General features: G+C 72.3%; 4 protein-coding genes. 3 read left to right on the forward strand and 1 reads right to left on the reverse strand.

Features of this window, described 5'->3' with window-relative positions; translation table 11 throughout:
* Nucleotides 1-288: 288 nt before the first annotated feature.
* The gene (locus tag AB0411_RS13290) at nucleotides 289-1,077 is read left to right on the forward strand and encodes a FadR/GntR family transcriptional regulator (protein WP_366417381.1); all 789 of its coding nucleotides are present in this window, start codon (nucleotides 289-291) and stop codon (nucleotides 1,075-1,077) included.
* A gap of 201 nt (nucleotides 1,078-1,278) precedes the next feature.
* Nucleotides 1,279-1,905, forward strand: a complete 627-nt coding sequence (locus AB0411_RS13295; RefSeq protein ID WP_366417382.1) for a TetR/AcrR family transcriptional regulator — start codon at nucleotides 1,279-1,281, stop codon at nucleotides 1,903-1,905.
* Between the two features lie 108 nt (nucleotides 1,906-2,013).
* Here the strand turns inward: AB0411_RS13295 and AB0411_RS13300 are convergent, their stop codons facing one another.
* On the reverse strand, nucleotides 2,014-3,420 hold the full coding sequence (locus AB0411_RS13300) for an NDP-hexose 2,3-dehydratase family protein (RefSeq protein ID WP_366417383.1): 1,407 nt from the start codon (nucleotides 3,418-3,420) through the stop codon (nucleotides 2,014-2,016).
* Between the two features lie 378 nt (nucleotides 3,421-3,798).
* On the opposite strand from AB0411_RS13300, the gene AB0411_RS13305 reads away from it, so the two are divergent.
* Nucleotides 3,799-14,277: type I polyketide synthase (locus AB0411_RS13305; RefSeq protein WP_366417384.1), on the forward strand; the 10,479-nt coding region annotated here is incomplete at its 3' end.

Genomic DNA, 14,277 nt, shown 5'->3' on the forward strand with positions numbered 1-14,277 from the left:
CGGCCGCCGCGCCGAGGGGTGGTGAACGGGCAGCCGGAACGAACCTCTCAGTCGTGCCTGTCCGGCTGTCCGACAAGTTCACGACGCATCGTCGAACTCCAGGTGAGAGGCGTCAACCGGACCAACGTCCTTCTCTGCGCCGCCAATGGTCCCCTCTTGCATCGATGCAGGTCGTGGCTGGTTCCAGGGGCTTCGGGCGATCGAGTTCGGCCACTCTTCTAGGGAAAAGCTCAGAAGTTCCCCCCTTGTCGTTGACGCGTTTCGCGGGGCGACCACAGGATGCGACGCATGGTCGACCTGGACAGCAGGACAGCACGGGTGCCCTCTCGGCGCGTCAATGCGATGGAGGTCGTGCTGCGTGACCTGCGTGGCGCCATCGAGCGGGGCGACTACGTGGTCGGGGACAAGCTCCCCTCGGAGGCGGAGCTGGGGCAGCGCTTCGAGGTGAGCCGCTCCGTCGTCCGCGAGGCGCTCCGCGCCATGCAGGCCATGGGGCTGACGGCCTCCCGCGCGGGCAAGGGGACATACGTCGCCTCGCCGGGAGCGACGGAGAATCCCACCTTCGGCGCGTACTCCTCGCGCGACCTCGTCGAGGCCCGGCGGCACGTCGAGATCCCGGTCGCCGCCTACGCCGCCACCCGGCGCACCCGGGACGACCTCGATCTCCTCGAGGGGCTGCTCGTACGGATGGAGCGGCAGACCGACACCACGGCCTGGGTCGCTCTGGACACCCTGTTCCACATCTCCATCGCCCAGTCGGCCGGAAACCCGGTGTTCCGCAAGGTCATTGAGGAGATCCGGGATGCCCTGGCCCGGCAGTCCACCTTTCTCGACATGCTGGCCAGGGACCGCCGCGAGCAGTCGAACCGGGAGCACCGCGCGATCGTCGAGGCGATCGTCGAGCACTCCGAGGAGGGGGCCGAGCGGGCCATGACCGCTCACCTCGACCATGTCGAGTGGGCACTGACCGCCATCGTCCGGCACGACCGCACCGGCAGCGGATGCGCCGCCCTGCCCGCCACCCCGGGCTGCCGGTGCGCGGGGACGCCGACGGTCCCGGAACCCGCAGGCCCCTGACGGTGGCCCCCTGACCGCGGATCGCTGACCAGTGCCGGTCGGCCGCCGATGCCGTGCGTCTCGTGGGCGCGAGGCGCCTGACAAGTCTGCGCGCGGGAACCGGATCACGCCGCCTCGGGCCGAGGTAGGCACCGCCACCAGCATGTTCCGGCCCGCACCGGACCGAAGACGCTTCTTGCTTGCCTATGCTACTTTTTGCTCGTGAGTGCGAAGAGGGTGAGTGAGCACGGCGGGCGGACCTTCACCGAGGAGGCCAGGCGCGCCCAGATCGTGCGGGCGGCCATCGACACGGTGGCGGAGCACGGCTACCCCAGCACCTCGTTCAGCAAGATCGCCCAACGGGCCGGCCTGAGCAGCACGGGCATGATCTCGTACTACTTCGCCGGCAAGGCCGAGCTCTTCGACGAGGTGGTGGCCACGGTCCTGCGGGCCGCCGAGGAATTCGTCGGGCCCCGCGTACAGCACGAGCAGACCTACCGGGCGAAGCTCCGCGTCTACATCGAGTCCAATCTCGACTTCATGGCGAAGTACCCCGGTCACACCCTCGCCCTGGCCGAGATCATCCTCGGCACCCGTGACCGGGACAACGTCCCGGTCGGCGCCATCAACCAGGCCACCGCGTCCATCGACGCGCTCGTGGACTGTCTGGACAAGGGGCTGGCCGCCGGGGAGTTCGCGGACGTGGAGCCCCGGGTGATGGCCGTGGCCATCCGCGGGGCCATCGACAACACCCTGCGGCACCACATGCTCACCCCCGGCGTCGACCTCGAAACCTACGGCAGGCAGCTCGCCGACATCTTCGACCGGGCCACCCGGTCCGTCGCCTGAACGGCACCCGGCAGCTCCGCTCCGCATTCTCCACGTGCGCCGGAAACGCAGCGGACACCGGTACTCCGGGCTGCCCCGGAGTACCGGCCCCGAACCCCTCCGGCCCGGCTACGGCAGCGTTCTCATCCCCGCGATCAGGGTCCTGGCCTGCACATTCAGATGGTGGCTGTACTTCAGCAGCTCATTGACCTGACGTAGCGTCACCCATCGGAAGTCCTCGGGCGCCTCGGTCGGGAAGTCCTCGTCCACCTCGATGATCAGGTAGCGACTACGGGCATGGCGGAAGCGGCCGCCCTCCTCCGACAGCACGGCATCGAACAGGGTCCGCTCCGGACGGCGTTCCCGGACGACATCGAGATACCGGGGACGGTCACCCGCGGGCAGCGCCGCATAGCTCTCCGGCGTGCACTGCACGGTGGGCCCCAGCTCCACCACATCCAGGAACCCCGGCTCGACCCGGGCACTGAGCAGCGCGTGCGGCACCCCGCCGATCCGCTTCACCAGCAGCGCGGCCATCCCCAGCCCGTGCGGTTCGAGCAGCGGCTGCGACCAGGCCGGAACCTCCCGGCGGTGCGAGCGGACATCGACGGCGACGATACTGAAGAAGCGCCCGCTCTCATGCGAGATCGCCTCCTCCGAGCGGCGCCACCCCTCCGCCTCGCGCAGCGGCAGCGGCTCGGTGGTGATCTCGTGCCGGGCCCGTCGCGCGGTGACCCAGCTGCGGATCTCCGTATCGGAGTGCAGCCCGGCATGGGCCGTTGAGGAACCCGCCCGCCAGTCGGGGATGCAGGACAGCACCGTACGGGCATCCATGTTCACCAGATTGGGACGGCGCAGGAGCGCACCGAGCTGGCCCAGGGTGACCCAGCAGAAGTCCTCGCCCGCCTCGACCTCGGGGCCCACCTCGACCACCATGTTGCGGTTGCGCTTCCGGTAGAACCATGACCCCTGCTCGGACTGGAGCACATCGGCCAGCACCCGGCGCGGATCGGGGTCGACGAAGCACTCCATGTACGGCACGGCGGAACCGCCGTGCACCCGGGTGTAGTTGCTCTTGGTGGCCTGCACCGTGGGGGAGAGCTGCACCGCATTGACGTTCCCCGGCTCCGGCTTGGCCTGCATCAGACAGTGCAGCACCCCGTCGATCTCCCGGACCGCGATGCCCAGCACACCGATCTCCGGCTGGTGGATGATCGGCTGGCACCACTCGCGGACCGGCCCGTAGTCGGAGCGGACCCGCAGGCCCCCGATGGAGAAGAAACGCCCGCTGTCATGCCGCAGGTCCCCGCTCCCCGGAGCGAAGCCCCAGCCCCGCAACTCCCCGAACGGTATCCGGCTGACCTGGAGGGCATGGGTGCGCTGCCGCTCCTCGAACCACGCGTGGAACGCCTCGTTGCTCATCACCCCGCCCTCGGTGGCCAGCCCCGAAGCGGCCAACCGGGACGACAGCGCCACCGCCCGCCGGGAAGACACCGCGGAGCCGGATGAGTACGAAGGCTCCACTGTGCTGTCCATATGCATTGCTGCGCCCCTCCACGCTGATGGGTGTACGGCACCGCCGATGGGTCTGCGGCACCGCACGGCCGACCTCTCCTCCCGCAGCCTGCACCGGGGAGTCCTGGCATTCACCTAGTCTCTGCGGCCCGCCCGCGGACGAGCCGGCGGCGGCCGCGCCCGAGCGGCCGGGGAAGGGTGCCGCGGCCGCAGCGGCCAAGGCTCCCGGCGGATGCCGCACACCGCTGCGGAAGCCCTGCTCAGAGCGGTACGGAAGGACTCTCCGCCGCGCCTAGGAGTTCCCCTAGAGGTGGCCTGCGCCCCGCCTTTCGCGGCCCGCCGCTGTGGAACGGTGAACTCCAGCCGTGACTGTGCCGCTTCGCGTAGGGAGTGCGATTGATGAACGGGTCGGAACCCGCGGGCTCCACGATTCCCTCGCCGGACGGCGAGCCGATCGCGGTCATCGGCCTCTCCTGCCGCCTGCCCGGGGCAGCCGACCCCGACGCCCTCTGGCGCCTCCTGCGCGACGGCCGGAGCGCGGTCACCGAAGCGCCGGCCGACCGCTGGACCACCGAACTCCTCGCGCAGTCAGGGCTGTCCGAGCCGCCCCGGGGCGGCTTCCTCGACGACGTCGCCGGATTCGACGCCGCCTTCTTCGGCGTCTCCCCGCGCGAGGCCCGGTCGATGGCCCCCCAGCAGCGCCTGGCCCTCGAACTCGGCTGGGAGGCACTGGAAAGCGCCCGCATCCGCCCGGAACGGCTGCACGGCCACCGGACCGGGGTGTACATCGGAGCCACCGTCGAGGACTACGCCGTACTCGTCCACCAGCAGGGCCCGGAGGCACTCGACCACCACACTCCGACCGGCCTCAACCGCGGACTCATCGCCAACCGCCTCTCCCACCACCTCGGCCTGCGCGGCCCCAGCATGACCCTGGACACCGCCCAGTCCTCCTCCCTCGTCGCGGTCCAGACCGCCTGCGACAGCCTGCGCCGCGGCGACTGCGACACCGCGCTGGCCGGCGGGGTACACCTCAACCTCGTCCCCGAGAGCACCCTCGCCATGGCCCGCTTCGGCGCGCTCAGCCCGAGCGGCCGCTGTCACACCTTCGACGCCCGCGCGGACGGTTTCGTACGCGGCGAGGGCGGCGGCCTCCTCGTCCTCAAGCCCCTCTCCCGGGCACGGGCGGACGGCGACCACGTCCACTGTGTGATCCGCGGCGGCGCCGTCAACAACGACGGTGGCGGACCCGGCCTCACCACCCCGGACGCCGGCGCGCAGGAAGAGGTGCTGCGCCTGGCCTGCGCACGCGCCGGCATCCACCCCGGCGACCTCGGCTATGTGGAGCTGCACGGCACCGGCACGAAGGTCGGTGACCCCATCGAGGCGGCGTCGCTCGGCGCCGCGTTCGGCACCGACCCGCGCCGGAGCAGCCCACTGCCCGTGGGTTCGGTCAAAACCAACATCGGCCACCTCGAAGGCGCCGCCGGCATCGCGGGACTGCTGAAGGTGGTGCTGTGCCTGGAGCACGGCCACCTCGTCCCGAGCCTCAATTTCGCGACACCCCACCCCGACATTCCGCTCGACGCCCTGAACCTGCGCGTACAGACCGAGTCCGGCGCATGGACGGCACCGGAGGGGCGGCAACTCGTCGCCGGTGTCTCCTCGTTCGGGATGGGCGGCACGAACGCGCATCTGATCGTGGCACGCACCGAGGACTCCGGAGACGCGTCGACCGCCGCCGGCCGGGACGGCGCCGCGTCGGCTCCGGAGGCGGCCGTGGCGGTGCCCTGGGTGGTGTCCGGGCGGTCCGCCGACGCCCTGGCGGCACAGGCGGAGCGACTGGTGTCGCGGGTGACGGATAGCGGCTTGTCGCCGGTGGAGGTGGGCTGGTCGCTGCTGGCGTCCCGGTCGTCGTTCGAGCACCGGGCGGTCGTGGTGGGCTCCGGGACCGGCGAACTCACCGTCGGGCTACGGGCGTTGGCGGAGGGGCGCCCCGACGCCGCGGTGACGATCGGCGCGGTGACCGGTCGCACCGGTGACACGGTGACCGACCGCTCCGGCAAGGCGGTGTTCGTCTTCCCGGGGCAGGGGTCGCAGTGGGCCGGGATGGCGGTGGAGCTGCTGGACTCCTCGCCGGTGTTCGCGGCTCGGTTGGCGGAGTGTGAGGCGGCGTTGGAGCCGTTCACGGACTGGTCGTTGAGTGGTGTGCTCCGGGCGGCCGAGGACGCCCCGGGGCTGGACCGGGTCGACGTGGTCCAGCCGGTGTTGTGGGCCGTGATGGTGTCGTTGGCCGAGGTCTGGCGCGCCCACGGTGTCGAGCCGGCCGCGGTCGTCGGTCACAGCCAGGGGGAGATCGCCGCGGCCTGCGTCGCCGGGGCGTTGAGCTTGGCGGACGGCGCCCGGGTCGTGGCGCTGCGCAGCAAGGCCATCCGCGCCCTGTCGGGCCGCGGCGGAATGGTGTCGGTGGCACTGCCCCGGCCCGAAGTGGAGGAGTGGGTCGAGTCGTGGAGTGGTCGGATCTCGGTCGCGGCGGTCAACGGTCCGTCGTCGGTGGTGGTGTCCGGTGATGACGATGTTCTGGGCCGGCTGGTGGAGGCGTGCCGGGCGCGCGAGGTCCGCGCACGGCGCATCGAGGTCGACTACGCCTCGCATTCGGCGCAGGTGGAGTCGATCGAGGAGACCCTGAAGGACGTCCTGGCGCCGGTCACGCCCCGGCCCTCCGCCGTGCCGCTGTTCTCGACGGCGACGGGGGACTGGCTGGACACGGCGGAGATGGACGCCGGCTACTGGTTCGCCAACCTGCGACGGACCGTGGAGTTCGCCCCCGCCATCGAAGCCCTCACCGCCGCCGGGCACCACACCTTCGTGGAGGTCAGTCCGCACCCCGTCCTGACCATGCCGGTGCGGGAGACGGTGGAGGCCGTGGGCGCCGAGGGCGTGGTCGTGGGCACCCTGCGCCGCGACGAGGGCGGCCTCGCCCGGTTCTACACCTCACTCGGCGAGCTCCATGTGCAAGGCGTCGACGTCGACTGGTCCCCGGCCTTCCCTGCCCCCCGCCCCCCGCTCGTCGACCTCCCCACCTACGCCTTCCAGCGTGAACGGCACTGGGTGGAACCCGGCGCCGGGCACCCCCGCCCCACGTCCCCCGCCGCGCCGGACCGGCCCGCCACCACCACGACCGAGCGCCCCGGGACGACCCGGCCCACCCTCGACGTCGTACGGGACCACGCCGCCGCGGTGCTCGGTCACCGGGACCCCGCCGCGCTCCACGCCGCCCGCACCTTCAAGGACCTGGGCTTCGACTCGGTCACCGCCGAGGAACTGCGGAACCGGCTGAACCGGGCGCTCGCCGTACGACTCCCGTCCACCGCGCTCTACAACCACCCCTCACCGACCCGGCTGGCCCGCTTCCTCGACGCCGAACTCCTGGGCGGCGCACACGAGGTGGAACGGACCCGAGGCCCGGCCGTGGACCCCGACGAGCCCATCGCCATCGTCGCGATGGCCTGCCGCTACCCCGGCGGCGTACGGTCGCCCGAAGACCTCTGGGAGATCCTGCGCAACCGGGTCGACGCGATATCGCCGTTCCCCACCGACCGCGGCTGGCAGACCGACGGGCTGTACGACCCCGATCCCGGACGCTCGGGCACCAGTTACGTACGCGAGGGCGGCTTCCTCGACGCCGCGTCCTTCGACGCCGGTTTCTTCGGGATCTCGCCGCGCGAGGCCCTGGCGATGGACCCGCAGCAGCGGCTGCTGCTGGAGACCTCGTGGGAGGCGCTGGAACGGGCCGGCATCGACCCGACGGGGGCCCGCGGCAGCCTCACGGGGGTGTTCGTCGGGGCCATGGCCCAGGAGTACGGCCCCCGGCTGCACCAGGCGGGCCGGCAGGTCGAGGGCCATGTCCTGACCGGCACCACCACGAGCGTGGCCTCCGGACGCATCGCCTACACCCTCGGTCTCGAAGGACCGGCCATCACCGTGGACACGGCGTGCTCCTCCTCCCTGGTGGCACTGCATCTCGCGGCGCAGGCACTGCGCGCCGGGGAGTGCACCCTCGCGCTGGCCGGCGGCGCGACGGTGATGGCCCGACCCGGCATGTTCGTGGAGTTCAGCCGCCAGCGGGGACTCGCGCCCGACGGCCGCTGCAAGCCCTTCGCGGCGGCCGCCGACGGCACGGCCTGGGGCGAAGGCGCCGGAATCCTGCTGCTGGAACGCCTGTCGGACGCCCGCCGCAGCGGCCACCCGGTGCTGGCCGTGCTGCGCGGCAGCGCCACCAACCAGGACGGCGCCTCGAACGGCCTCGCCGCCCCCAACGGCCCTTCGCAGGAACGCGTGATCCGCGCCGCGCTCGCCGCCGCCGGCCTGCGGCCCTCCGACGTCGACGCGGTCGAGGCGCACGGCACGGGCACGGCACTCGGCGACCCGATCGAGGCGCAGGCGCTGCTGGCGACGTACGGGCAGGAGCGGGAGGCGGACCGGCCGCTGTGGCTCGGCTCGCTCAAGTCCAACATCGGGCACACCCAGGCTGCCGCCGGTGTCGCCGGGGTCATCAAAATGGTGCTCGCCCTGCGCCACGGCGTCCTCCCCGAAACCTTGCACCTCGACGCGCCGTCCCCGCATGTGGACTGGACGGCGGGCACGGTACGGCTGCTCGCCACGGACCAGCCGTGGCAGGCGAACGGGCAGGTGCGCCGGGCCGGCGTCTCCTCGTTCGGCATCAGCGGCACCAACGCGCATGTGATCGTGGAACAGCCTCCGGCGGAAGCCCCGGAAGCCCCGGAAGCCCCGGAAGCCCCGGAAGCCCCGGACGCACGACTCGACGCGGCGGAGCCGGGCGGCGCGGGAGGAGCGGACGGCGACCGCTGCGCCCAGCCGGTCGTGCCCTGGGTCGTGCACGGCCGGACCCCGGAAGCACTGCGCGCCCAGGCCGCCGCACTCGCCACCCACCTCGAATCCCGCCCCGACGCCGCACCGTACGACGTCGCACACTCCCTGCTCACGACGCGCGCGGCACTGGACCACCGAGCGGTGCTCATCGGCGCCGACCGCGCCGCCCTCCTCGCGGACCTGCACTCCGTGGCCGAGGCCGACCCCGGCCCCCGTACCGCCACCGGCTCCGTACCCACCGCCCCCGCTTCGTCGCCGGTGTTCGTCTTCCCGGGGCAGGGGTCGCAGTGGGCGGGGATGGCGGTGGAGTTGTGGGACTCCTCGCCGGTGTTCGCGCGCCGGTTGGCGGAGTGTGAGGCGGCGTTGGAGCCGTTCACGGACTGGTCGCTGCGCGAGGTGCTCCGTGCGGCGGAGGGCGCCCCGGGTTTGGACCGGGTGGATGTGGTCCAGCCGGTGTTGTGGGCGGTGATGGTGTCGTTGGCGGAGGTGTGGCGGGCTCATGGTGTGGAGCCTGCGGCGGTCGTCGGTCACAGCCAGGGGGAGATTGCCGCGGCCTGCGTCGCTGGAGCGTTGACGCTGGAGGACGGCGCGCGGGTGGTGGCGTTGCGGAGCAAGGCGATCCGTGCGCTGTCCGGCCGTGGCGGGATGGTGTCGGTGGCCCTGCCGTCGTCCGAGGTGTCGGAGCTGATCGGGCCGTGGGACGGCCGGATTTCGATAGCGGCCGTCAACGGCCCCACGTCCGTAGTGGTCTCCGGTGACGCGGACGCGCTCGACGAGCTGATGCACGTGTGCCAGGAGCGCGAGGTTCGGGCCCGCCGCATTGAGGTGGACTACGCCTCGCACTCGGCGCACGTGGAGTCGATTCGTGCGGAGTTGCTGGAGGTTTTGGCGCCGGTGGTGCCCAGGGCGTCCGAGGTGCCGTTCTTCTCGACGGCGATGGGGGAGTGGCTGGACACGGCGGGGATGGACGCCGGCTACTGGTACGCGAATCTGCGGCGGACGGTGGGGTTCGCGCCCGCCGTCGAAGCCCTCATCGCCGCCGGGCACCGCACTTTCGTGGAGGTCAGCCCGCACCCTGTGCTCACGGTGCCGCTTCAGGAGACCGTGGAGGACGCGGGCGCGGATGCGGTGGTGACCGGCACGCTGCGGCGGGACGACGGTGGTCTGCCACGGCTCCTCACCTCTCTCGGTGAGCTGTATGCGCACGGCGTGGACGTCGACTGGTCCCCGGTCTTCGCCGACCGCCGGCCGCACCGGGTGGAGCTGCCGACGTACGCATTCCAGCGACAGCGCTTCTGGCCGGAGCCGGAGGCGCCGGCCGTCGCCGCCTCCCCCGAGGAGGCGGCGTTCTGGACGGCCGTCGGGGACCAGGACGCCGCATCGCTGGCGGGCACGCTCGGGCTGCCCGGCGCCGAGGCCCTGGACGAGGTGCTGCCCGCGCTGTCCTCGTGGCACAAGAACCGGCGGCAGCGGAGCACGGTCGACGGCTGGCGCTATCGCGTCGTGTGGCGGCCCCTCGCGGAACCCGCCGCCCGCCAACTGGAAGGCAGCACCTGGCTTTTGGTGGTACCGGCCGGATACGAGGACGACGCGCTGGTGCGCGGCGCCCGCGCGGCACTGCGGGAAGCGGGCGCCCGCACCCACGCACTGACCGTGGACGACAGTTTTGGGCTCGCCGATCTGGTGCGTGCCGCCTCCGGTCCCTTCGCCGGTGTGCTGTCCCTGCTGGCCCTGGACGAACGGCCGGACCGTACCCGGCCCTGCGTACCCACCGGCCTTTCGCTCTCCCTCGCACTGCTCCGGGCACTCGGAGAGGCCGGGATCGACGCCCCGCTGTGGTGCGTCACCCGGGGCGCGGTCGCCACCGGCACCTCGGTCGAGGCCACGGGGGATGCCGCCACGGCCGATCCCACCGGCGATGGCGTGGACCGCGTCGCCGCCGCGGACCCTGCGCCTGCTCACCCCGACCAGGCCGGGGTCTGGGGGCTCGGCCTGGTCGCCGCGCTGGAGCATCCGGAGCGCTGGGGCGGTCTCGTCGACCTGCCCGGCCAGGCGGCGGCCGACGGCCAGGAAGTGGCGCTGCTGGCGCGGATCCTGGCCGGCGGTGGTGACGAGGATCAGCTTGCCGTCCGCGGGGCCGCCGTGTTCGGACGACGGCTCGTCCCCGCGCCGATGGCCGGGAAGACCCCACGGCGCTCCTGGCGCCCACGCGGCACCGTCCTCGTCACCGGCGGCACGGGAGCGCTCGGTGCCCATGTCGCCCGCTGGCTCGCCGCCAACGGCGCGGAACACCTCGTCCTCACGGGCCGCCGTGGCGCCGACGTCCCCGGCGTGGCCGCACTCTGCTCCGAACTCCGTGACCGGGGCGTCCAGGTCACCGTCGCGGGCTGCGACATCGCCGATCAGCAGGCGGTGACGGATCTCGTACGGCAGATCGAGCAGGACGGGGCACCGGTCCGCGCCGTGGTGCACGCCGCGGGTGTCAGCGCCCTCGGCCCGCTGGCGGAGGCAGGGCCGGACGACCTCGCGGCCGCGCTCGCGGGCAAGGTCGCCGGAGCCGACCATCTGTCCGCCGTACTCGATCCCGCATCACTCGACGCCGTCGTCTACTTCTCCTCCATCTCCGGCACGTGGGGAGTGGCCGAGCACGGCGCGTACGCCGCCGCCAATGCGCTCCTCGACGCCCGCGCCGCACGCGGCCGGGCCGACGGCCTGCCGGTCCTGTCGGTCGCCTGGGGCCCGTGGGCCGGCGGCGGCATGATCTCCGACTCGATTCACGACGTGCTGCGGCGCCGTGGCGTGCCCGTCATCGACCCGGACACCGCTCTCACCGCCCTCCAACAGGCGCTCGACCACGACGAGACCTCGATCGCGGTCGCCGATGTCGACTGGCAGCGCTTCGGCAGCGTCTTCACCTCCGTACGGCCCAGCCGACTCCTCAGCGAGATCCCACAACTGGCGGAGGCCGCGGACGGAGACGGTGACGACGGCGGCGCCGAGCTCGGGACGGCACGTTCGCCACTCGCCGAGCGGCTCGCCGGGCTCGATGCCCGGCAGCGCACCGCGGCACTGCTGGACCTCGTCCGTGAGCAGGTCGCCTCGGTGCTCGGGCACGACAGGACAGCACAGGTCGACCCCGAACGCCCCTTCAAGGAGCTGGGTTTCGATTCGCTGACCGCCGTCGAGCTGCGCAACCGTCTGGGCCGGGCCACCGGGCTGGGGCTGCCCAGGACCGTGGTGTTCGACCATCCCAGCCCGGCGGCGCTCGCCGACTACGTCGGCGCCGAACTGGTCGGCGAGGAGGAACGCGGCACACCGCCGGCCACGTCGTCCGCTCTCCTCTCCCTCCCCGCCACCGCTCCCGCCGACGATGACCCGATCGCCATCGTGTCCATGGCCTGTCGGTACCCGGGTGGTGTGCAGTCGCCCGAGGACCTGTGGCGGCTCGTCCGGGAGGGCGTCGACGCGATGTCCGCCTTCCCCACCGACCGTGGCTGGGACCTCGACGGCCTCTACCACCCCGATGCCGACCAGCCGGGCAGGAGCTACGTCCGGGAGTCCGGATTCCTGCGCGATGCCGGTGACTTCGACGCCGGGTTCTTCGGGATCTCGCCCCGCGAGGCGATCGCCATGGACCCGCAGCAGCGGCTGCTCCTGGAGACCTCCTGGGAGGTCTTCGAGCGTGCGGGCATCGACCCCAAGTCCCTGCGCGGCAGCGGGACCGGTGTCTACATGGGGGTCACCGACCAGGAGTACGGGAACCGGCTGCGCACGTCGGACCCCGAGCAGTTCGAGGGCTATTTCGCGACCGGGGCGGCCGCGAGCGTCGCCTCCGGCCGGGTCGCCTACACCCTGGGACTGGAAGGCCCGGCGGTCACGGTCGACACGGCATGCTCGTCGTCGCTGGTCGCCCTGCACATGGCGGTGCGGGCACTCCGCTCGGGGGAGTGCCCGCTCGCCGTCGCCGGAGCCGCGATGGTCATGGCCGATCCCGGGCCGTTCATCGGCTTCAGCCGGCAGCGGGGGCTGGCGCGGGACGGCCGCTGCAAGCCCTTCTCGGCGGCGGCCGACGGCTTCGCGCTCTCCGAAGGTGTCGGTGTGCTGCTGGTGGAACGCCTCTCGGACGCCCGCCGCAACGGGCACCCGGTGCTGGCGGTCGTCCGCGGCACGGCGATCAACCAGGACGGTGCCTCGAACGGTCTGACCGCGCCGAACGGTCCCTCGCAGCAGCGGGTGATCCGTGCCGCGCTCGCCGACGCCGGGCTGTCGGCCGCCGGGGTGGATGTGGTGGAGGCACACGGTACGGGGACGTCGCTGGGCGATCCGATCGAGGCGCAGGCGTTGCTGGCGACGTACGGGCAGGAGCGGGAGGCGGACCGGCCGCTGTGGCTCGGTTCGGTCAAGTCGAACATCGGGCACACCCAGACCGTCTCCGGTGTGGCGGGTGTCATGAAGATGGTGCTCGCCATGCGGCACGGCGAGCTGCCGGGGACCTTGCACGTGGACGAGCCGTCGCCGCATGTGGAGTGGTCGTCGGGCGCGGTGGAACTGCTGACCGCGGCCCGTCCGTGGACGCCGGAGAACGGCCGCCCGCGCCGCGCCGGCATCTCCTCCTTCGGCATCAGCGGGACCAATGCGCATGTGATCGTGGAGCAGGCGGAGGCGCCCGGGCAGGAGGAGCCGACGGAGGCAGCGGCCGGCGCGCCGTCGTCGGCTTCGGGTGTGGTCGTGCCGTGGGTGGTGTCCGGGCGTTCTGCTGAGGCGTTGGTGGCGCAGGGGGAGCGGTTGGCGTCGCGGGTGGCGGACAGCGGCTGGTCACCTGTTGAGGTGGGTTGGTCGTTGGTGGCGTCGCGGTCGTCGTTCGAGCACCGGGCGGTGGTGGTGGGCTCGGACACCGATGAACTGATCGCAAAGCTGCGGGAGTTGGAGTCGGCCGCTGCTGTGGGTGATCCGGGCCGGACGGTGTTCGTCTTCCCGGGGCAGGGGTCGCAGTGGGTGGGGATGGCGGTGGAGTTGTGGGACTCCTCGCCGGTGTTCGCGGCTCGGTTGGCGGAGTGTGAGGCGGCGTTGGAGCCGTTCACGGACTGGTCGTTGAGTGGTGTGCTGCGGGGCGCTGAGGGCGCCCCGGGTTTGGACCGGGTGGATGTGGTCCAGCCGGTGTTGTGGGCCGTGATGGTCTCGTTGGCCGAGGTCTGGCGGGCTCATGGTGTGGAGCCTGCGGCGGTCGTCGGTCACAGCCAGGGGGAGATTGCCGCGGCCTGCGTTGCTGGAGCGTTGACGCTGGAGGACGGCGCGCGGGTGGTGGCGTTGCGGAGCAAGGCGACCCGTGCGCTGTCCGGCCGTGGCGGGATGGTGTCGGTGGCTCTGTCCGCGTCCCAGGCGTCCGACCTGATCGAGCCGTGGGACGGCCGGATTTCGATAGCGGCCGTCAACGGCCCCACGTCCGTAGTGGTCTCCGGCGATGCGGAGGCGCTGGATGAGCTGATGCACGTGTGCCGGGAGCGTGAGGTTCGGGCCCGCCGGATCGACGTCGACTACGCCTCGCACTCGGCCCATGTGGAGTCGATCGAAGAAACGCTGGCGGAGGTCCTGGCGCCGGTCGCGGCCCGGAAGCCGTCCGTGCCCTTGCTGTCGACGGTGACGGGGGAGTGGCTGGACACGGCGGGGATGGACGCCGGCTACTGGTACGCGAACCTGCGGCGGACCGTGGGGTTCGCCCCCGCCATCGAAGCCCTCATCGCCGCCGGCCACCGCACTTTCGTGGAGGTCAGCCCGCATCCTGTGCTCACCGTGCCACTCCAGGAGACCGTCGAGGCGGTGGACGCCGAGGCGGTGGTGACGGGGACCTTGCGTCGTGATGACGGTGGTCCGTCGCGGCTCTACGCCTCTCTCGGTGAGCTGTATGTGAACGGTGTGGAGGTGGATTGGTCGCCGGCCTTCCCTGTGTCCCGGCCCGGGGTCGTCGAGTTGCCCACGTATGCCTTC

The sequence above is a fragment of the Streptomyces angustmyceticus genome, assembly GCF_040701845.1.
Classification (GTDB): Bacteria; Actinomycetota; Actinomycetes; order Streptomycetales; family Streptomycetaceae; genus Streptomyces; species Streptomyces angustmyceticus_A.